Below are 18,083 nucleotides of genomic sequence, written 5' to 3'. Positions count from 1 at the left end.
CGGCCGCGTAACGGTGTGTGCGATCACACCGCACGATCGGCCGAGGCTCATACCGCTCGGCCGTCGTGTTTCACGCATGCTTCAGACCGGACAGACGGCGCCGACGTTCGAGCTCCCCGGGGCGGGGGGCGGGCGGATCGACACGCACGGGCTGGCCGAGTACGTCGACAGCGGGTGGGCGGTCGTGGTGGTGTTCTACCCGTTCGACTTCCACCCGGTGTGTACCAGCCAGATGTGTACGCTGCGGGACAGCGAGGCGCTGTCCCTCCTGGAGAACACCGTGGTGCTCGGGATCTCCACCGACGGCGTCTACAGCCACCGCGCGTTCGCGGAGGAACACCGGATCGACTTCCCGCTGCTCTCGGACAGCGACGGTCGCGTCGCCGAGGCGTACGGCGTGCGCGCCGACGAGATGGACGACCACCGCGGGGTCGCGCGGTCGGCCCTCTTCGTGGTCGACCCCGACCGCACCGTCCGGTACGCGTGGCGGAGCGAGGAGCCGGCCGACGAGCCGGACCTTACGGCCGTCGAACACGCAGCGCGGTGTCACGGCGACGAGTGCGACCTGCCGGACGGGAAGTCGTACCTGTGAGCGCCGGCGGCGACGCGCCCCGCTCTTCCCCCACGCCGTCGCGCGATACCGCTACTCCGACGGCCGAGAGACGCCGAGCGGCTTCCGGCAGTTCTTACAGAGGAACAGGTCGTGGTTCTCGTAGAGTTGGAACGACCCGTCGTCCGCCGGTTCGAGTTCCGTCACCTCGTCCTCCGTTTCGAGGTCGTCGGTCGAATCGATGCTCGCCTCGCACTCCGGGCATTCAAGTGTGTCAGACATACGCAACCATACAATTTATTAACAGATAAACATAGTCGGGCAGTGCGGCGGCGATACACACGCGGCCCCGGGAGGGGGTATCGGGGCGTCAGAGACGGCGTATCGGGGGGACAAAAACGGCGGACCGGGATATCGCGGCGCCCCGCTAGTCGAAAACGGGCGAGTCGCGGTGGTGGTCGACGGCCCGGTCGATCCACTCGTCGACCGGTTCGCTCGGCTCGTCGAGGAACTCGAAGGGGTCGCCGGTTCCGTACCCGTCGAGGTCGACCGTCCGATCCAAGGCGCCTTCGAAGACGCCGAGCGACGGGGCTGTCCGGTACCCGTGGGTCGTCGAGGCCGAGGACGGCGTTAGGACCCCTATGCGGGCGCCCGTTCGAAGAGCGACCCTCACTCGTCGCCCGCTGCGGGCGCGGCGGGGCCGATCACTCGACGTCGCCGTCCGCCTCCTCGAGCCCGTGCGAGCGGAGGAGGGTCTCCTCGCCGTAGTCGCGTAACATCCCGACGCTCTCGTCGGCTTTGATCGAAGTGATCACGAACTTCGAGCTCGTCCGTTGGATACCGTCTACGGCCTCGAACTCCTCGACGAGGGTTTCGACCATGTCGCGGGACGGGAGCCGCGAGACGACGATGAAGTCGGTGTCGCCCATCATGAAGTAGACCTCGTTCACGCCTTCGATATCGGCCAACTCCCGCCCGACCTTCTCCTGGTACCCCTCTCCGAACTCGGCGAGAACCTCGGTGATGACCGTGAGACCCAGTCCGGCCTTCTCGAAGTCGATCTCGAACAGATCGTTTTTGATCACCCCTCGTTCCTTCATGTTCTTGATCCGATAATGAACGGTCGACTTCGGGATACCCGTCTCCTCTTGGATGCGTTCGGGGCTGGTGGAGTCGTTCTCGGCGATCGAGCGCAGGATGCGAACGTCCCGGGCGTCGAGGCTCATCTGTCCCGCACCTCTGAGCGGGTCCGACCGCGCGCCGACCGAGTGTCAGTCATACTCGTACCGTGTCGGTAGCTGAGTAAATAGACTTGCCTCCGCGGACCCGCTCGGGAGTCGAGGATTCGGTCCGGAGCTCCGGTGGTATCCGGACGGCCTCGCGACGGTACGGACGGCCGGAGGCGTCGGTTCGTCCCCCGCTCGCCGCGGCCCCTCGTTCTTGCTATATATCGATCAGTATCAGTAATAATCGATATAATACGATGCCGGTCGCACGGGATCAGAAAATACCATTGTATTAACCTATTATAAACCAGTTTAAGGGATTTGTGCCTGCATTCAGTCGATGTCACGCGATTCGGGACGACAGGCGGACGCGGTATCACGCCGAAAATACCTGCTCACGTCGGCCGCTATCGGGGCGGCCGGCCTCGCGGGGTGCAGCGGCAACAGCGACGACGGCAGCGACGGCGGCGACGGGGGCGACGGGGGGAGCGAGAGCGAGAGCGATGACAGCGGCAACACGATGGAGTCCGGGTCGTCGGGGCCGGCGACGGTGACGGCCGAGGGGTCGTCGACGGTCTACCCCATCTCGAACAAGGGGAGCTCCTACTGGAACTCGAACTCGCCGGCGAGCGACGGCGAGTACTGGGGGTCCAACGACGAGTCGTCGGTCGCCGGGTGGGGCCAGATCGAGACCGACCAGAACATCGCCGACTACTTCGCCGGTCTCTACGGCTTCGAGCCGACCGGCGAGCGGTCGAACCCGCCGTTCGCGACCCGCGTCGCGCTGAGTCACTCGGGGACCGGCTGCGAGGCGGTTCGAGACGGCCTCGTCGACATCGGGAACTCCTCCGGGCCGATCACGGCCGAGCTCGACATCAGCGAGGAGCAGCGCGACGAGAACTACGTCGACCACGTCGTCGGCCGGGACGGCCAGCCGGTGTTCGTCAGTCAGGCGATCTACGACGCCGGCGTCGAACAGCTCACCGGCGAGCAGATCCGCGGCATCTACCAGGGCGACGTCACCAACTGGAGCGAGGTCGGCGGCCCCGACAAAGAGATCTACGTGGTCGGCCGCGCCGAGGGCTCCGGAACCGACACGTCGTTCCGCCTGAACATGCTCGGTGACGCCGACGCACCGATGGACGTCGACACCCGTCTCGGGCAGAACCAGCAGGTCCAACAGGTCCTCCAAGACAACGACAACGCCATCGGCTACATGGCGCTGGCGTTCTCCGGATCGGGGATCCAGGCGATCGCGATCGACTTCGAGGGCACGGTCTACCGCCCGGACCCCGACGCCGAGAACACCATCTTCGACTCGGAGTACCCGCTGAACCGGGACCTGCACATGTACACTCGGATCACGGAGGAGACGCCCGAGGGCACGGACATGCGCGAGGCCGCGTTCCTCAACATGTTCCTGACCGAGTTCGGCCAGAAGACGTTCGTCGAGGACGTCAACTACATCACGCTGCCCACGTCCGACATCGAGGCCGAGCGCGAGAAGCTCCCCGAGCAGGCCTGAGTCCGGCTCCTCGGTCCCGCGGACACCCGTCTCGCGGTCCGACCTCATTATATGTCACTCACTACCTCCCGAACCGATTGGCGCGCTGGCATCGAGCGACGGCTGACCAGAACGCGGGAGTTCGTCGACGACGCGGACCCGGAGGCGCTGGCGGTGGTCATCGCCTCGATGGGGTCGCTCTTGACCGCCTTCGTCGGGTTCCTGTTGGCGTCGCCGTGGACGGCCGTCCCGCTCGGAGCGTTCCTGATCGCCACCGGCTACGGCTGGGTACGCCATCAGGCGCTCGTCGCCCGCGCGGTCACCTTCGCGATGACGACGGTGACGCTCGTCACGCTCGGGCTCATCGTCGTGTTCATCTTCGCCGAATCGATCCCGGCGTTCCGGTACGAGGCGGCGAGCGTCTTCGGCGTCTCCGTTCCGGGACTCGGGATGTTCGCGCAGACCCGCTGGGACGCCGTCTCGGATCCCGTCCGGTACTCGCTGCTGCCGATGATCCACGGGACGGTGATGGTGACCGCCATCGCGACGCTGGTGGCGGGGCCGCTCGGCGTCGCCGCGGCGCTGTTCATCGCCGAGATCGCGCCGCCGCGGGTCCGCGAGCTCGTGAAGCCGGGGATCGAGATACTGGCGGGGATCCCCTCGATCGTGTACGGCTTCATCGGGTTCACCGTCATCAACCCGTGGGCGAGCGACGCGTTCGCCCTCAACGGCGGCTCGACGTACCTGTTCGTCGGGATGGTCGTCGGGCTGATGGCGCTGCCGACGGTCGTCTCCGTGGCCGAGGACGCGCTGACGAGCGTGCCGGACGTGATGAAGAACGGGTCGCTCGCGCTCGGGGCGACCGACTGGCAGTCGATGACCTCGATCACGCTGCCCGCGGCCTTCTCCGGCGTCTCGGCGGCCGTGCTCCTCGGGGTCGGGCGGGCGATCGGCGAGACGATGGCCGCGACGGTGATGCTGGCCGGAATTCCGCGGATCAGCGACCCGCTCGTGAACGTCTTCTACGGCTACGAGACGCTCACGTCTCTCATCGCGCGGGGGTACGGCAGCGCGAACGGGGTTCACGAGAGCGCGCTGTTCGCCGCCGGCGTCGTCCTCTTCGTCACCGTGTTGTGTCTGAGCCTCGGCTCGCAGTACATCGAGGCGCGGATGCGTCGCCGCCTGGGGGGCGCCGAATGAGCCGCGCCACGCAGACCGCGCTCGTCCGGGACGACCGCACGACGTACGAGGCGGCCGCCGGGGCCGCGGTCGGGCTCTCCGGCGTCGCCTTCGTCGTCGGCCTGGCGGCGCTGGTAGGCGCCGTCGAGATCGGCGACCCCGTCGCCGGCGTCGAGCTGTCGGTGGCGTTGGGTGCGGTGCTGCTCGCGTTGGGACTGGCGGTCGTCGGCTTCGGCGTCGCCTCGCGGCTGGGGTTCGTCGACGCGGCCCCCCAGCCCAGCGCGGGGGTCGTCGCCGCGGTCGCGTTCACCGCGATCTGGTTCGCGGCGGGGGTGACGGCGGCCGGAGCGGCCGGGATCGGGACGGTCGGCCGGCTCGGCGTCGGGACGGTCCTCGGCGGGGGCGCGTTCGCGGTGACCGCGCTCCCGCGCGAAGACGTCGGATCGACGGTGCCGGCGGGGGCGGTCGCCGTTCTCTGCGGGCTGGCGCTCGTCACCGGCGTCGTCGGTCCCGGCTGGGAGCGGGCGCTCGCCGGATACAACGCGACGCTGTTCGGCGACACCGTCGTTCCCGCCGTCGTGCTGTTCGCCTCGCTGGCGACCGGCTGGAGCGCCGCGAAGGCGTACGGCGGGTTCGGCGCTCGCGGGCGGAACGTCGGCGCGTACGTGCTCATCTACCTCGTCGTCGGCTCGATACTGGCGGTGCTCGTCGGGCTCGTCGCCTTCGTCACGGCGAAGGGACTCCCCGGGCTGTTGAACGGGGTCGGCGTCGGCGGGGAGACCCTCGTCCGGTGGCCGTTCCTGACCAACGGCGCCGGGCTGTTGGCCGACGTCGCGGGCGTGTTCCCCGCCCTCGTGGGGACGGTGTGGCTGGTCATCGGCGCCGTCCTCTTCGCCGTGCCGACCGGCGTCGGCGCCGCCGTGTTCCTCAGCGAGTACGCCGAACAGGGCCGGTTCACCGGCGCCGTCGAGGTGGCGACCAACGGCCTCTGGAGCACGCCGAGCATCGTGTTCGGGCTGTTCGGCGCCGCGTTCCTGATCCCCAGATTCGGCAATCAGAAGTCGCTGATCGCCGGCATGCTGACGCTCGGGTTCATGCTGTTGCCGCTGGTGCTGATCACGAGCCGGGAGGCGATACTCGCGGTGCCCGACGAGTACCGCGACGCCAGCGCGGCGCTCGGCGTCTCCAAGTGGCAGACGATCCGCAGCGTCGTCCTCCCCGCGGCGATCCCGGGCGTCACGACCGGCGTCATCCTCGGTGTCGGACGGATCGCCGGCGAGACCGCCCCGATCCTGCTGACCATGGGCGGCGGCGTCCTCCCGGCGAAGTCGGCCGCTCCGAACGTGTTGAGCGGCTTCCGACTGAGCGCGTCCCCGCCGTTCGTCAGCAACCCCGCGCTGTTGGAGGCGACGAGCGCGCTGCCGTATCAGCTGTACGCGCTCATCACCGCGGGACTGAGCGGGAACATCCGGAACCCGCAGGAGTACGCGTGGGGACTGGCGCTGACGCTGCTGCTCGTCGTGTTGGCCTTCTACGCGGTCGGTATCGCGACGCGCTACTACTTCAGACGGAAACTCCACCAATGAGTCAGACAGAGAACGCAGACGCCGAAGACGCCACGGACGCCACAGCGGTCACGGCGAATCGCACCGACGGCCGGCGGGCCTCCACGACCGCCGGCGAGACCGTCGAGGAGACGCGGCCGGAGTGGACGAGCTACGAGGCGAGCGGCGAGACGAAGGTCGCCGTCGAGGACCTCGACGTCCACTACGGCGACGACCACGCGCTGAAGGGCGTCTCGATGGACATTCCCGAAGAGAGCGTGACGGCGCTCATCGGTCCGTCCGGCTGCGGGAAGTCGACGTACCTCCGGTGTCTCAACCGGATGAACGACCGCATCCGCGCCGCCAGCGTCGACGGGACGGTCGAGCTCGACGGCGAGGACGTCTACCAGGACGGCGTCGACCTCGTCGAGCTTCGAAAGCGGGTCGGGATGGTGTTCCAGAGCCCCAACCCCTTCCCCAAATCGATCCGCGAGAACGTCTCCTACGGACCGCGGAAACACGGCGACATCGAGACGGGCCTCCTCGCGCGGTTGACCGGCCGCGCGGAGCCCGAACGCGAGGCGCGGCTCGTCGAGCGATCGCTCGAGCGGGCCGCGCTGTGGGAGGAGGTGAACGACCGGTTGGACGACAACGCGCTCGGACTGTCCGGCGGCCAGCAACAGCGGCTCTGTATCGCCCGGTGTCTCGCCGTGGACCCGGAAGTCATCCTCATGGACGAGCCGGCGTCGGCGCTCGACCCGATCGCCACGGCGAAGATCGAGGACCTCATCGAGGACCTCGCGCAGGACTACACGGTCGTCGTCGTCACCCACAGCATGCAGCAGGCGGCCCGCGTCTCCGACCAGACCGCGGTCTTCCTGACCGGCGGCGAACTCGTCGAGTACGACGACACGGAGAAGATCTTCGAGAATCCCGAGAGCCAGCGCGTCGAGGATTACGTTAGCGGGAAGTTCGGGTGATCGCCGTGTCCCGCGAAGCGTACCGCGAGTCGCTGGACGAGTTGCGGGCCGACGTAGAGTCGATGGCGGACGGCGTGCTGTGGCAGCTCCGGCGAGCACTCGACGCGCTCGAAGGCGGCGACCGCGGGCTGGCCCGCGAGGTGATCGAGGGCGACGAACGCGTCAACCGGCGGTACCTCGACCTCGAGGGCGACTGCGTCGAGCTGATCGCGCTCCAGCAGCCCGTCGCCGCGGACCTCCGCTTCGTGGTCGCGTCGTTCAAGATACTCACGGATCTGGAGCGGGTCGGTGACCTCGCGACGAACCTCGCCCGGTACGCCCTCGCCGGGAGCGCGGACGTCGTCTCCGACGTCCGGGTCGGGGGGATCGGCGAGACCGTCACCGGTCAGCTCCGGGCGGCCGTCGACGCGTACGCCGACGCCGATTCCGAGGCGTGTCGAGCGATCGCCGACCGCGACGACGCGCTCGACGCGGCGTGTCAGAACGCCAGCGACGCGGTCGTTCGCGAGCTGATCGCCAGTGATCCCGATCGCTGGGAGATCGAGCGGCTGCTCGACGACGTGTCGCGGCTGCTGCTCACGATACGCGACCTGGAACGAATCGGCGATCACGCCGTCAACGTCGCCGCGCGCACGCTGTACATGAACGACGGTGACCTCGAACTAGTCTACTGACCATGGAGACCAGAAAGCTGCAGGAGGTCGGCGGCGGCACGTTCACCGTCTCGATTCCGAAGGGGTGGGCGAAGAGCCACGGCTTCGAGGTGGGGATGGAACTGCGGCTGTACACCCACCGTGACGGCTCGATCCTCGTCCGGTCCTCGGCCGCCGACGTCGACCGCCTCGGCGAGGCGACGATCGACATCGGCGACGACGCCGACACCGACGCCGGCGGCGGTCCCGAGGCCGTTCGACGCGCGGTTCGGACGGCTCACGCGGTCGGCTTCGAGACGATAACGCTGCGTCGGGCGGAGGCGTTCTCCGACGCGGAGCGCAGCGCCGCGCGGTCCGCGGTTCGCGGGTTGGTCGGGACGAACGTGCTCAGCGAGTCGGACTCGGAGATCACGATCAGACACCTCTTGGACACCGCCTCCGTCTCGGTCCGTCAGTCGGTCGTACAGCTCCGATACGCGGTCGTCTCGCTCCTCCGCGACGCGACCGAGGCCTTCGTTGACGCCGCGGACGCGCGGTCGAGGATCCGCGACCGCGCCGACGAGGCGCGCCGCTCCGCGGAGATGGTCACGCGGCACTTCTCTCGGTCACTGGTGTCACACGCCGAGCTCGACGCGCTCGGTGTCTCCCGGCCCGACCTGTTCGCCTACTACGCGGCCGCTCGCCGTCTCGAGGCAGTCGCCGACCAGGCCGTCCGGATAGCGGGGATCGGCGAGAAGCTGTCTGAGCCGCTCGCCGACGAGGCGGCCGCGGACGTGCGCCCCGTGGCCGACGACGTCGCCCTCGCCGTCGACGACGCGGTGACGGCCGTCCTCGACGGCGACGGAGCGGCGGCCCGGCGGGCGAGGGAGCGGTGCGACGACGCCGCGGCGGGAATCGAGTCGATCGACGGGCGGCTGTACGGCGGCGCGGTCCCGGGGCCGGTCTCCGCGGCGGTCGCGCTGTCGGACGCGCTCGCGCGTCTAGAACGGGCGGCCGACTGCGCTCGGTCGGTGACGGAGACCGCCGCCGCCGCCGCGATCCGCGACGAGAACACGCGGAACTGACCGCTCGGACGGCGCGGTCGTCCGGCGTAGGACAATGCGGCCGGCCCGACGCGGGCGGCGGGCGCGGCGTCGACGCTCGACGCTTCTCCGGCATCCACGCGACTGCCGGGAGACGCGCTTATCCGTCGATCGCGGGGCGATACTCCTCGACGACGGCCTCGACCTCGGCCCACGGGACCGGCGGCTCCATCGAGTCGAGCGCCTCGTCGAGCGCGGCCAGTCGGTCGCCGAACCGCGCGGTCCACTCGGGCTCGGCGCGCGCGGCGAGCCGCTCGCCGGCGGTCTCGTGACGGGCGCGGACCTCGTCGAGTCGCGGCCCGATCCCCGACGGCGGGGCGTCGCCCTCGCGCTCGGCCCACGTTCGGAGCGCCGCCAGCTCGGCCCGGACGTCCGCGATCAGCAGCGACGCGACGCGGTGTCGAACCGTCGCCGCGGCCCATCTGGCCGCCGCGCCGCGCTCGCTCCCGGCGGCCTCCCCGTCGGCGTCGAGCGATTCGACGGCGGCGTCGAGCTCGTCCACCGACGCCGCGAGCGCGTCGACGTCGGCGTCGAGTTCCTCGACGCGCCGGTCGGAGTCGGCGAGCCATCCCTCGAAGGAATCGATCTCGAACTGGAGGTCGTCGGCGGCGCGCTGGACCTCGGTCGCGGCGGTCGTCACCCGCTTGACCCGTCGCGCGATCTCGTAGAGATCGCCGTCTCCCTTCATGTCGAGCACCTCCTGAACGGCGTCACCGAGGTCGTCCGCGCGGCTCTCGACGTCGGCGAGACGCGCGTCGAAGTCGTCGAGGCGCCCGGACACGGGAGCCAGGTCCGCGACCGGAGCGGCCGCCTCCCGCGCGCCGTCCAGCTTCCCGGCCGCGAACTCCGTCCGCGTCTCGGCGGTCGTCACCACGAGCGACGCGTTCGCGACCGCGTCGTCGACGGCCGCCCGGCGGACGACCCCGTCCCGGGCGACGATCGCGAGCGTCTCTCGCGTCTCGCCGGCGCCTCCCCCGTCGTCGACGACGGCCGCCGCTCGTTCGACGGACGCGCCGTCGAGATCCGCCGGCTCGCCGTCGGGCGTCTCAGTCATCCGCGTCACCCCGCGGACGGCGTCTCCGACAGCAGTTCGTCGAACAGCGCGTCGACCCGCTCGGCGATCTCGTCGCGGATCTCGCGCACCTCCGCGAGCGGGCGACCGTGCGGGTCGTCGAGCCCCCAATCGCGGTTCTCGCCGTTCCACGCCGCCGGGCAGACGTTCGACGCCGAACAGCCCATCGTGACGACCAGGTCAACCGCCCGCAGCTCGTCCGGCGTTACCTCCCGCGGCGTCCGGTCGCCGAGCTCGACGTCCAGTTCGCGCATCGCCTCGACGACGACGTCGTGGACGCGATCGGCGGGGCGCGTCCCGCCGGTGACTATCTCGATCCGATCGGTCGCCTCGCGGCGGTCGCGCTCGCGACGGGCGAACGCGGCCGCCATCTGGCTCCGTCCCGCGTTCTGGACGCAGACGAACGCGATCCGGTGGTCCGGTCGATCGCTGTGATGGCTCACGACACGGTATGCGCGGGGCATCAGTAAAATCGTTACTCGGGACCGATACGGAGGGCTATAGAGCGATATAGCGATCCGTGAGCGTCGGAACCCTCCTTCAGGGTCGTCACGTTCCGGACCGTCGCGACGGCGTCTCAGGCACCGGATCGACAGAGGCGTCGTCGAGGCGGTCCGGGGGGGCCAGGGGACGCGTCGCGCTACTCGACTCGCTCGCCGGACGCCTCGCTGTTCCCGAGTCGGTGCGCCTCGTCCCACTCCTCGAAGACGCCGTGCTCGGTCATCGTCTTCATTCCGGCGAGCGCCGCTCGGAGTTTGAGTCCGACGAGCGGGACGTCGGCGACGGTGATGACGACGTCCGCCTCGACGACCGCTCCCGTCCGGAGAACGGCGTCGACGAGGTCGACGAGGGCGTCGTCGTCAGACTTCGTCGGACGCATCCGTCCCTCCGTCGAGTTCGGGCGTGAACGTGTACGGCGGCCACGGACCGGTGAACCGCACCTCGATACCGGGGTCGGCCGCGACGTCATCGAGCAGTAGTCCGACGGCCTCCCGTTCGTCGTCGGTCGCGAGGACGGCGAAGCGAGCGAGGACGTCGACGTTCTCGTCGGCATCGCCGATGTCCAACCCCGCTCTCGAACGGTCGCCGAGGTCGACGAGCTCCGTCGCCTCGCCCCCGAGACGATCGGCGAGGTCGGCCGCCTCCGCGCGGCGCTGTTCGTCGAGCAGTCGGTCGAGGCGGGTCTCGTACCGCTTAGTGAGCAGAAACCGCGTGCCCTCGTCGGCCTCGTTTCGGCGCTCGGCGAGGGCGCGGAGGTCCGCGTCGGTCGCCTCAAGCTCGTCGCGGGCGGCGTCCTCGTCCCAGACGACCTCGACGCGGTACTCCCACCGCTCGGCGAGCGCGTCGAGGTGGTCGGTCAACCGTTCGGACTCCGCGTCGAGCCACGAGCGGACCGCGTCGTCATCGCCACGGATGACGGTGTCGAACTGGAACGGCAGCGGCGTCCCGAACGCCTCGCCCGCGTCGTCGACGACGGACTGGTGGGCGAGTATCCAGCGTCGAATCCGCGTCGCGGAGTCCGAGTCGTAGAGCGAACCGCAGTCGTGGACGACGGCGGTCAGTCCCGCCTCGCGGACGAGCCGAACCGGTTCGTCGTCCAGTCCGGTCGTCGACAGCGACTCGTCGCCGTCGGGAGCGACGCAGTAGAGATATCTCCCCTCGTCGAACGCGGTCTCAGTCACGGCTCGTCTCCCCCGGCACCGCGCCGCGTCGGTCGCGGTCCAGTCGGCGAACGGCGTCCGAGACCAGCGAGTCGAGGTCGCCGCGCAGCCGATCGACGTCGTCGCCGATCTCCGCCTCCGCTTTCAGTCGCTCCAGTTCGTCCTCCATCGCCGCGAGCTGACGGCCGAGCCGCTCGATCTCCTCGTCCGTGAGCGACTCCGACTCCATCCGGCGGACGGCCTCCCGCTCGAGCGCCTCGACCAGCAGCTCGACGACGGTGACGACGAGCGCCGTCAGCCCGTTCGTCGCCTCGTCGCCGTCGATATCTATCGTCGTCATCGGTCGTCGGTACCGTCGGCCTCGGTCGTTCGCTCGGCGGGCCGTCCGTCGCCGGTCGTCCCGTCGGGATCGTCGCCGTCGCCGGTCGTTCCGTCGGGGTCATCGCCGTCGCCGGTCGTACCGTCGGGGTCACCGCCGTCGCCGGTCGTTCCTTCCTCGAGGTCGACCGTCTCGACGTCCGTCGACGCCCCTCGTTCGGGTGACGCCCCGAGTCCACGCCGCTGAGACGCCGCCTCGACGCGCTCCGTGTCCGTTCCCTCGGGGAACTCCAGTCCGTACTGGGAGGCCGTCTCGAACGAGGCGATCGCCGCTCGGAGCTCGATGCCGAGCAGTTCCGTCTCCCCGACGGAGACGGCGATATCGGCGTTGATGACGACGCCCTTGTCGAGGAGCATCTCCACGACGTCGGCGAGGTTATCCGTCTGCCGGGTCGGGGCCGTTCCGTCAGTCATCCTCGGTCCCCGTTCGCTCGCTCGCGCCTTCGAACCGCTGCCCGTAGACGCGGGGGCGATTCGGCGCGGTCGAGTAGCGCGTCTCCTCGGGCACCGTCGAGAAGCGGGTCGCGCCCCCGAGATCCGGCCGCGACGTCGCCATCGTCGAGACGGCGGTCGGGTTCCGCGAGTTCGGCCGACCGACGGGCTCGGTTCGGTCTCGGTTCGTTTCGACGACATCGCTGAGCCGCTCGCGGGCGTCGAGGATGCTCTCGCGGAACTCGGCGACCGAGTCGCTGATCGCCTTCTGGATGGCGGCCTGCTTCGACTCGTCGGTCTCCAGCAGTCCGAGTTCGGGCTTCGACGGCGCCGTCCCGTCGTCCGAGGCGTCGGCCGCGTCGGCGTCATCGCTCTCGTCGGCGCCGTCGAAGCCCGAGGCGCCGTCGAGGTGCCCGTCGTCCGTCTCGGCGTTTGCGCCCTCGGCGTCGTCGGCGAACAGGTCGGCGACGGCCGCGTCGAACTCGCGTTTGTTCCGCCAGAACTCCCGGACGTCGACCGCGCTCCAGAGGTCCGTGAGTTCGACGAGTTCGCCGAGGTTCCGGAGTTCCACGGCGTCCTCCGGGTCGCCGCCGGCGACCGCCTCGGGGACGTCCCCCGCATCGACGGCGTCGGGGAGTTCACTCACGTCGACCGCGTCGGGGAGGTCTCCGAAGTTGATCGTCTCCAACACGTCCTCGGCCTCGTCGGCGACGTCGCGGAACTCCTCGAAGATCTCTGCGGCGCGTTCGCGCTCCGCCGGGCCGTCGTCGAGACCGGCCAGTTCGCGCAGGCGGACCTCGACCTCCCGGACGAGTTCGCCCGCCTCCTCGACGGCGTCGGGCGTGTGCTCGACGGTGACGACATCGTCGATGCCGTCGCCATCGTCCGTCGTGCGGTCGCCGTCCGTCATCGTTTCACCTCGACCCTCCCCTGGAGGTTTTCGTGTGCGGCCTCGGCCACCGCCAGTCGCTCCTCCAGCTCGGCCCGTCGCTCTCGGTACTCCGCCTCGGAGCGCTCGCCGAGCTCGTGGAGCAGGCGGTTCTCCTTGAGCTCGTCGCGGATCGAATCGACGTCGTGTAGCTCCTCGATCGCCATCGAGTGAAGGGTGTTAAGCAGCGAGACGAACGGCCTGAAGAGGAGGTCGTCGACGAGAAACATCTCACTGCGCCGCCCCGACCTCGATGTCGACGAAGTTGTACGGTGCCCACGGACCGCTGTACCGGACGGTCACGCCGTCGTGATCGTCCCGAACGGCCTGGACGGTCTCCGAGAACGCCTCGCGGTTGTCGGAGGCGACGAGATACGCCCGATTCAGCGCGAGGCGGTCGCTGAAGAGGTCGTTCTCGACGTCGCGCTCGGCGGCGGCCGCGAGGCGGTCGGCGATGTTCTGCAGGGCCGCCTCCTCGACGACCTCGCCCTCGTCGACGACGACCTTGACGCCGAGCTCGACGGTCCCGTCGACGTCGAGCAACGCCTTCCGGAAGGCCCGGCGGCCGCTCCGGAGGACGTTCTTGAGCGCCCGTCCGCTCTTGAAGACCATCCCGAACCGCATCGGGACGGCGGTGCGGCCGTCGCCGAACGCCATGACTTCCCGGAGCACCTCGTCGTGCGCGCGGACGTTCTCGTCCGACCGCTCGGGGTCGAGCGTGTCGATGTCGCTGACGACGGCCGAGAGCGTCCGGTACCGGACCGTCCGAATCGGCGTCCCGCCGTCGACGCCGGTGACGTCCAGTTCGAACTCCTCGTCGTCGACGACGCCGTAGGTGTAGATGTGATTTCCGTTCATCAGAGTGCGATGTTAACACAGGCTCGCTCCCCCGAATCAATATTTATTACCTCCATTGAAACGAACGGCGGCGAGTAAGACGGGATTTATTTCGACCGAGATCGGCTAGCAGCCGCATAATAAATAACAAAGCGGGGGACCGGAGTTGCAATGCCCGCCTCAGCATCACCCGACTCATCGAGTCTCGCGGAGGTTCTCGACCGCATCCTGGATAAGGGAATCGTCATCGACGTCTGGGCGCGGATCTCGGTCGTCGGTATCGAGATCCTGACGATCGAAGCGCGCGTCGTCGCCGCGTCGATCGACACGTTCCTGACGTACGCCTCGGAGATGTCGAAGATAGAGCAGGCCACCCAGACGGGCGACTTGGACGACATCCGCGACCTCGAGATCGAAACGACCTCCGCCCGGGAACACGAGCAGGCGATGGAGAAGCGTCGAGCCGGCGTCGACGCCTCCTAGAAGTGGTGGCCGCTGAACACGTGCTCGACCGAGGGTTCCGCTCGTGACACCGGACACCGACGGGTCGGCAGACGTCGAGTCGATCGACGGGGTCGGACCGGAGACGGCCGAGAAGCTCCGGGACGAGGGAATCGAGACGGTCGCCGACCTCCACGGCGCAGAGCGGAGCGACCTGTACGACGTCGGCGGCGTCGGCGCGGCGACCGCGTCGGAACTCGTTTCGCTCGTCGGCGATGCGCCTGAAGACGAAGGGACGGTGTCCGACGAAACGAGCGGCGACGAGCCGGAGAACCGATCGCACGACGAGCCGGGGGAGACCGGCGTCGCGGACGACGAGGCGTCGCCGGAGACGGCGGGGCTCATGACGGTCCGGAACAAAGCGATCGACGTGGCCCCGGATCTCACCGGACGCGACCTCGACGGCATCATCGAGGTCACGAACAGCGGCGAGGGATGGGTCGCGGTCGTCGAGACGATCGAACGGAAGTCCGTTCCGGACACGCAAGACATCCTCGGCCGGTACGAGATCGAGTTCACCGACGACGGAACGGTCGCCGGCTACCGCCGCGTGAACCGTTACCGGCGGACGGAGTCGAACCCCGACGAGCTTTGACGACCGCCGCCTCCGGTTCGTCTTCGAGCGGTCATCGAGGCCCTCGAATCAGTGCGTTTCAGTCCCGGAAGACCGGTTCGTTCGATAGTCGAAGCGGTACCCGTCGCGTCGCCGCCCCGCGAGCCAGGTCACGGACGGGACGACGCCGAGCGCGTCGACCACCGGGAGTAATGACGCGAGCGACCGTAGGCCGACGCGAATGACGTTCGACCCAGACCGCGTCCGGACCGTGACCTTCGACTCGTACAGCACGCTCGTCGACGTGGAGGCCGCCGAGGCCGCGCTGGCCGAGCGCGTCGCCGACCCCGAGCCCGTGTCGCGGCTCTGGCGGTCTCGCTCGCTGGCGTACACGTTCGTCGCGAACGCGGTCGACGCTTACCAGCCGTTCTACGAGATGAACCGGGACGCGCTGACGTACGCCCTAGAGGCGCACGGCGTCGACCTCCCGGCCGCCGAGCGCGACGAGATCCTCGCGGTGTACCACGAGTTGGAGGTTTTCGACGACGTTCGGTCGGGGATCGAGCGCCTGCGCGACGGGGGGTACGAGCCGTACGTGCTCTCGAACGGGAACCCGGCGATGCTGGAGTCGATGGTCGAACACGCCGGGATCGAGGACCTCGTGGCGGACGCCATAAGCGCCGACGAGGTGGAGACGTTCAAGCCGGCCGCGGAGTTGTACCGCCACGGGGCCGCCCGGACCGGGACGCCGATCGACGAGATCGTCCACGTCACCGCGGGCTGGTTCGACGTGATGGGCGCCGCCAACGCGGGGATGCAGGCGGTTCGCCTCGACCGGAAGGGGACCCCTTGGGAGCCGTTCGACGGGGAGCCCGACGACACGGTCGAGTCGATCCACGAACTGGCGGACGCGCTGGGGGTCTGAGCCGCGATGTCCGACGGCCACGCGGAGGCGGGGGAACCGTTCCGTCCCCCGGTCGACGCGCTCCCGGACCTCTCCGGGAAGGTCGCCGTCGTCACGGGCGGCGGCCGCGGGATCGGGCGGGCGATCGCGCTCGGGCTGGCCGCCGCGGGAGCGACGGTCGTCCCCGCGGCGCGGACCGAGCGCGAGGTCGAGGCGGTCGCCGACGAGGCCCGCAATCTCGGCGTCGAGGCGCGCGGGATCGCGGCGGACGTGACGGACGACGCCGATGTCGACGCGCTCGTCGGGGAGACGGTCGACGCGTACGGCTCGCTGGACGTGCTCGTCAACAACGCGGGGTTCAACCCCGACGGCGCGCTCGGCGATCCCGCCGACGTCGACGCCGCCGCGGTCGACGACGTGCTCGACGTGAACCTGCGGGGCGCGTTCCGGACGCTCCGGGCGGCCGGCCCGCACCTGAGAGAGGCCGAGGGGTGCGTCGTCAACGTCGCCAGCGTCGCGGGCGAGGTCGGCCTGCCGCGGCAACACCCGTACGTCGCCTCAAAACACGGGCTCGTCGGGCTCACGAAGAGCGCGGCGATCGACTGGGCGCCGGACGTCCGGGTGAACGCGGTCGCGCCGGGCTACGTCGCGACCGACCTCACCGAGCCGCTCCGGGAGAACGAGCGGCTCCGGGACTCGATCCTCGACCGGACCCCGATGGACCGGTTCGCAGACCCGATGGAGGTCGCCGGGCCCGTCGTCTTCCTCGCCAGCGACGCGGCGAGCTTCCTCACCGGCGAGACGCTCGCCGCCGACGGCGGCTGGACCGCGCGGTGAGGGGGGTCGGTCGAACGCGGCGTCGCGTCGTCGCCGGCCGAGCGGAGTCTCACGCCGACTGCGGCCGGCCGTCGAGCGCGACGTCGAGGGGGTCTTCGATCTCGCCGACGACCGCCTCCAGCGCGTCCGTCGCCGTGACCAGTCCGAGGACGCGCCCGTCGTCGACGACGAGCGCGAGCTCCTGTTTGGCGTCCTGAAACCGGTCGACGGCGTCGCTGATGTGCACCTCGGGCCCGAGCGTCATCGGCGGGGCGGCCAGGTCTTCGAACGCGGCCGCGCCGTCGCGGAGCGCGTCGACCCGCTCGACGACGGACGGGACGTAGACGATCCCGAGGAAGTCGTCCGGGTCGGCGATGTCGTCGTCGACCAGCGGGAACCGCGTGTGCGGGCTGCCGCCGATCCAGTCGATGTTCTCCGCCGCGCTCGCCGTCGTCGAGAGGAAGACGACCTCCTCGCGGGGCGTCATGACCTTGTCGACCGTTATCTCGCCGATCGTGAGGGCGTTGAGGACTTCCTCGCGTCGCTCGACGGTGAGGTCGCTTCGGGAGAGGAGCGAGCCGAGCCGGTTGCGAAGGTCCGCTCGCGACTCGACCCGGTCGGTCTCCGTCTCGAGCCACGCCCCCGTCATCTCGACGCCGAAGCGGCGAAGCGTCCACTTGGCGACCCCGTCGCCGATGACGATGACCGGGTACAGCAGCTTCGCGAACCAGTAGAGCGGCGTCGCGCCGTACCGGGCGACGAACTTCGTGCGCTCGACGCCGAGGTAGGTGGGCGTCTGCTCGCCGTGCGTGAGGTGGAGCAGGTTGATGATGATGAAGGCGACGAGCGCGCCGGCGCCGACCGACGCGAGCGCCGTGTTCTCGAACAGCGGATCGAGGAGCTCGCGGAGCGCCGGCTCCGCGATGATCCCGACCGCGATGCTCGTCGCCGAGATCCCCACCTGACAGCTCGTGAGGTAGATCTCCAGGTCCTGCGTCATCTCCCACGCCCGCCGGAGCCCGGGCGCGTCGAACTCCGACTCCGAGAACTGGCGGACGCGGGTCAGGGCGAACTCGATCGCGACGAAGAACCCGTTCGCCAGAATGAGCAGGGCCCCGGCCGTCAGGCGGACGGCGACCTCGATGCCGTTCATACGGAAGGGTGGTCGCGTGGGGCTCAAATAGATGGCCACGATCCCCGTGCGGTCGGAGCGGAGACCCCCGCAGTGGGGATCGGTCGTCCGTCGCGTGCGACGGGGCGGAAGCGACACCCGCGGATATATC

Annotated in this window: 24 protein-coding genes; 11 read left to right on the top strand and 13 right to left on the bottom strand. The window is 69.6% G+C overall.

What is annotated here, in order from left to right; genetic code table 11:
* Nucleotides 1-76 precede the first annotated feature (76 nt).
* Nucleotides 77-592, top strand: coding sequence for a redoxin domain-containing protein (locus DJ81_RS16195; RefSeq protein ID WP_094525180.1), 516 nt, complete (start codon nt 77-79; stop codon nt 590-592).
* Nucleotides 593-643: 51 nt separating this feature from the next.
* On the opposite strand, the gene DJ81_RS16190 is transcribed toward DJ81_RS16195, so the two are convergent.
* From DJ81_RS16190 to DJ81_RS16180, 3 genes are all read right to left on the bottom strand, one after another.
* Complete coding sequence (locus DJ81_RS16190) at nt 644-832, bottom strand: hypothetical protein (RefSeq protein ID WP_094590564.1); 189 nt, start codon at nt 830-832, stop codon at nt 644-646.
* 145 nt (nt 833-977) lie between these two features.
* A complete protein-coding gene (locus DJ81_RS19830; protein ID WP_254921650.1) occupies nt 978-1,112 on the bottom strand; it encodes a hypothetical protein in 135 nt (44 codons plus the stop codon).
* A gap of 142 nt (nt 1,113-1,254) precedes the next feature.
* Nucleotides 1,255-1,776, bottom strand: a complete 522-nt coding sequence (locus tag DJ81_RS16180) for an Lrp/AsnC family transcriptional regulator (RefSeq protein ID WP_094525178.1) — start codon at nt 1,774-1,776, stop codon at nt 1,255-1,257.
* A 340-nt stretch (nt 1,777-2,116) separates the two neighbouring features.
* On the opposite strand from DJ81_RS16180, the gene DJ81_RS16175 reads away from it, so the two are divergent.
* From DJ81_RS16175 to DJ81_RS16150, 6 genes are read left to right on the top strand one after another with little or no spacing between them, the layout of a single operon-like run.
* Nucleotides 2,117-3,301 (top strand): substrate-binding domain-containing protein, encoded by a 1,185-nt coding sequence (locus tag DJ81_RS16175; protein ID WP_094590562.1) that lies wholly within the window; start codon nt 2,117-2,119, stop codon nt 3,299-3,301.
* A gap of 51 nt (nt 3,302-3,352) precedes the next feature.
* Nucleotides 3,353-4,480, top strand: coding sequence for a phosphate ABC transporter permease subunit PstC (gene pstC, locus DJ81_RS16170; protein WP_094526897.1), 1,128 nt, complete (start codon nt 3,353-3,355; stop codon nt 4,478-4,480).
* Nucleotides 4,477-6,045 (top strand): phosphate ABC transporter permease PstA, encoded by a 1,569-nt coding sequence (gene pstA / locus DJ81_RS16165; protein ID WP_094590560.1) that lies wholly within the window; start codon nt 4,477-4,479, stop codon nt 6,043-6,045. Before pstC ends, pstA begins: the two co-directional genes overlap by 4 nt.
* Complete coding sequence (gene pstB / locus DJ81_RS16160; protein ID WP_094526895.1) at nt 6,042-6,983, top strand: phosphate ABC transporter ATP-binding protein PstB; 942 nt, start codon at nt 6,042-6,044, stop codon at nt 6,981-6,983. The genes pstA and pstB overlap by 4 nt, the downstream gene beginning before the upstream one ends.
* A gap of 5 nt (nt 6,984-6,988) precedes the next feature.
* A complete protein-coding gene (phoU, locus tag DJ81_RS16155; protein ID WP_094590620.1) occupies nt 6,989-7,657 on the top strand; it encodes a phosphate signaling complex protein PhoU in 669 nt (222 codons plus the stop codon).
* 2 nt (nt 7,658-7,659) lie between these two features.
* A complete protein-coding gene (locus DJ81_RS16150) occupies nt 7,660-8,700 on the top strand; it encodes an AbrB/MazE/SpoVT family DNA-binding domain-containing protein (RefSeq protein WP_094558148.1) in 1,041 nt (346 codons plus the stop codon).
* 118 nt (nt 8,701-8,818) lie between these two features.
* Here the strand turns inward: DJ81_RS16150 and DJ81_RS16145 are convergent, their stop codons facing one another.
* From DJ81_RS16145 to DJ81_RS16105, 9 genes are all read right to left on the bottom strand, one after another.
* Nucleotides 8,819-9,772, bottom strand: coding sequence for a halo transducer protein (locus tag DJ81_RS16145; RefSeq protein ID WP_094590618.1), 954 nt, complete (start codon nt 9,770-9,772; stop codon nt 8,819-8,821).
* A gap of 5 nt (nt 9,773-9,777) precedes the next feature.
* The gene (locus DJ81_RS16140; RefSeq protein WP_249269148.1) at nt 9,778-10,161 is read right to left on the bottom strand and encodes a low molecular weight phosphatase family protein; all 384 of its coding nucleotides are present in this window, start codon (nt 10,159-10,161) and stop codon (nt 9,778-9,780) included.
* A 269-nt stretch (nt 10,162-10,430) separates the two neighbouring features.
* Nucleotides 10,431-10,670 (bottom strand): gas vesicle protein GvpM, encoded by a 240-nt coding sequence (gene gvpM, locus DJ81_RS16135; protein WP_094590558.1) that lies wholly within the window; start codon nt 10,668-10,670, stop codon nt 10,431-10,433.
* The gene (gene gvpL / locus DJ81_RS16130; protein ID WP_094526891.1) at nt 10,651-11,472 is read right to left on the bottom strand and encodes a gas vesicle protein GvpL; all 822 of its coding nucleotides are present in this window, start codon (nt 11,470-11,472) and stop codon (nt 10,651-10,653) included. The genes gvpM and gvpL overlap by 20 nt, the downstream gene beginning before the upstream one ends.
* Nucleotides 11,465-11,791: a gas vesicle protein GvpK gene (gvpK, locus tag DJ81_RS16125; protein WP_094525169.1), complete on the bottom strand. Its 327-nt coding sequence runs from the start codon at nt 11,789-11,791 to the stop codon at nt 11,465-11,467. Before gvpK ends, gvpL begins: the two co-directional genes overlap by 8 nt.
* Complete coding sequence (gene gvpJ / locus DJ81_RS20020) at nt 11,788-12,243, bottom strand: gas vesicle protein (protein ID WP_394338295.1); 456 nt, start codon at nt 12,241-12,243, stop codon at nt 11,788-11,790. Before gvpJ ends, gvpK begins: the two co-directional genes overlap by 4 nt.
* Nucleotides 12,236-13,171, bottom strand: coding sequence for a hypothetical protein (locus DJ81_RS19380; RefSeq protein WP_170938349.1), 936 nt, complete (start codon nt 13,169-13,171; stop codon nt 12,236-12,238). The genes gvpJ and DJ81_RS19380 overlap by 8 nt, the downstream gene beginning before the upstream one ends.
* Nucleotides 13,168-13,419, bottom strand: coding sequence for a gas vesicle protein GvpG (gvpG, locus tag DJ81_RS16110; RefSeq protein WP_094525168.1), 252 nt, complete (start codon nt 13,417-13,419; stop codon nt 13,168-13,170). Before gvpG ends, DJ81_RS19380 begins: the two co-directional genes overlap by 4 nt.
* A 1-nt stretch (nt 13,420) precedes the next feature.
* Nucleotides 13,421-14,047 carry a GvpL/GvpF family gas vesicle protein gene (locus tag DJ81_RS16105; protein WP_094525167.1) on the bottom strand — a complete coding sequence of 209 codons (627 nt, stop codon included), beginning with the start codon at nt 14,045-14,047 and terminating at the stop codon, nt 13,421-13,423.
* Nucleotides 14,048-14,197: 150 nt separating this feature from the next.
* On the opposite strand from DJ81_RS16105, the gene gvpA reads away from it, so the two are divergent.
* From gvpA to DJ81_RS16085, 4 genes are all read left to right on the top strand, one after another.
* Complete coding sequence (gvpA, locus tag DJ81_RS20015) at nt 14,198-14,509, top strand: gas vesicle protein GvpA (RefSeq protein ID WP_094525166.1); 312 nt, start codon at nt 14,198-14,200, stop codon at nt 14,507-14,509.
* A gap of 43 nt (nt 14,510-14,552) precedes the next feature.
* Nucleotides 14,553-15,122: a gas vesicle protein GvpO gene (gvpO, locus tag DJ81_RS16095; protein WP_094526890.1), complete on the top strand. Its 570-nt coding sequence runs from the start codon at nt 14,553-14,555 to the stop codon at nt 15,120-15,122.
* A 199-nt stretch (nt 15,123-15,321) separates the two neighbouring features.
* The gene (locus DJ81_RS16090; protein ID WP_094590556.1) at nt 15,322-16,005 is read left to right on the top strand and encodes a haloacid dehalogenase type II; all 684 of its coding nucleotides are present in this window, start codon (nt 15,322-15,324) and stop codon (nt 16,003-16,005) included.
* Nucleotides 16,006-16,011: 6 nt separating this feature from the next.
* Complete coding sequence (locus tag DJ81_RS16085) at nt 16,012-16,821, top strand: SDR family NAD(P)-dependent oxidoreductase (RefSeq protein ID WP_094590554.1); 810 nt, start codon at nt 16,012-16,014, stop codon at nt 16,819-16,821.
* A gap of 49 nt (nt 16,822-16,870) precedes the next feature.
* On the opposite strand, the gene DJ81_RS16080 is transcribed toward DJ81_RS16085, so the two are convergent.
* A complete protein-coding gene (locus tag DJ81_RS16080) occupies nt 16,871-17,953 on the bottom strand; it encodes a CNNM domain-containing protein (RefSeq protein ID WP_094590552.1) in 1,083 nt (360 codons plus the stop codon).
* Between the last annotated feature and the right edge of the window lie 130 nt (nt 17,954-18,083).

Source organism: Halorubrum sp. Hd13 (assembly GCF_002252755.1).
Taxonomy (GTDB): domain Archaea; phylum Halobacteriota; class Halobacteria; order Halobacteriales; family Haloferacaceae; genus Halorubrum.
Note: the sequence above shows the minus strand (reverse complement) of the source record. Positions and strands in the feature narration are given on the sequence as shown.

What these genes read in the sequence shown, in the direction of transcription:
- pstA (WP_094590560.1), top strand. Translation starts at nt 4,477, where the DNA reads ATGAGCCGCGCCACGCAGACCGCGCTCGTCCGGGACGACCGCACGACG.
- DJ81_RS19380 (WP_170938349.1), bottom strand. Translation starts at nt 13,171, where the DNA reads ATGACGGACGGCGACCGCACGACGGACGATGGCGACGGCATCGACGAT.
- DJ81_RS16140 (WP_249269148.1), bottom strand. Translation starts at nt 10,161, where the DNA reads ATGGCGGCCGCGTTCGCCCGTCGCGAGCGCGACCGCCGCGAGGCGACC.
- pstC (WP_094526897.1), top strand. Translation starts at nt 3,353, where the DNA reads ATGTCACTCACTACCTCCCGAACCGATTGGCGCGCTGGCATCGAGCGA.
- DJ81_RS16195 (WP_094525180.1), top strand. Translation starts at nt 77, where the DNA reads ATGCTTCAGACCGGACAGACGGCGCCGACGTTCGAGCTCCCCGGGGCG.
- DJ81_RS16090 (WP_094590556.1), top strand. Translation starts at nt 15,322, where the DNA reads ATGACGTTCGACCCAGACCGCGTCCGGACCGTGACCTTCGACTCGTAC.
- gvpJ (WP_394338295.1), bottom strand. Translation starts at nt 12,243, where the DNA reads ATGACTGACGGAACGGCCCCGACCCGGCAGACGGATAACCTCGCCGAC.
- DJ81_RS16080 (WP_094590552.1), bottom strand. Translation starts at nt 17,953, where the DNA reads ATGAACGGCATCGAGGTCGCCGTCCGCCTGACGGCCGGGGCCCTGCTC.
- DJ81_RS16105 (WP_094525167.1), bottom strand. Translation starts at nt 14,047, where the DNA reads ATGAACGGAAATCACATCTACACCTACGGCGTCGTCGACGACGAGGAG.
- gvpM (WP_094590558.1), bottom strand. Translation starts at nt 10,670, where the DNA reads ATGCGTCCGACGAAGTCTGACGACGACGCCCTCGTCGACCTCGTCGAC.
- gvpK (WP_094525169.1), bottom strand. Translation starts at nt 11,791, where the DNA reads ATGACGACGATAGATATCGACGGCGACGAGGCGACGAACGGGCTGACG.
- gvpG (WP_094525168.1), bottom strand. Translation starts at nt 13,419, where the DNA reads ATGTTTCTCGTCGACGACCTCCTCTTCAGGCCGTTCGTCTCGCTGCTT.
- DJ81_RS16180 (WP_094525178.1), bottom strand. Translation starts at nt 1,776, where the DNA reads ATGAGCCTCGACGCCCGGGACGTTCGCATCCTGCGCTCGATCGCCGAG.
- DJ81_RS16150 (WP_094558148.1), top strand. Translation starts at nt 7,660, where the DNA reads ATGGAGACCAGAAAGCTGCAGGAGGTCGGCGGCGGCACGTTCACCGTC.
- gvpA (WP_094525166.1), top strand. Translation starts at nt 14,198, where the DNA reads ATGCCCGCCTCAGCATCACCCGACTCATCGAGTCTCGCGGAGGTTCTC.
- pstB (WP_094526895.1), top strand. Translation starts at nt 6,042, where the DNA reads ATGAGTCAGACAGAGAACGCAGACGCCGAAGACGCCACGGACGCCACA.
- DJ81_RS16145 (WP_094590618.1), bottom strand. Translation starts at nt 9,772, where the DNA reads ATGACTGAGACGCCCGACGGCGAGCCGGCGGATCTCGACGGCGCGTCC.
- DJ81_RS16085 (WP_094590554.1), top strand. Translation starts at nt 16,012, where the DNA reads ATGTCCGACGGCCACGCGGAGGCGGGGGAACCGTTCCGTCCCCCGGTC.
- DJ81_RS16175 (WP_094590562.1), top strand. Translation starts at nt 2,117, where the DNA reads ATGTCACGCGATTCGGGACGACAGGCGGACGCGGTATCACGCCGAAAA.
- DJ81_RS16190 (WP_094590564.1), bottom strand. Translation starts at nt 832, where the DNA reads ATGTCTGACACACTTGAATGCCCGGAGTGCGAGGCGAGCATCGATTCG.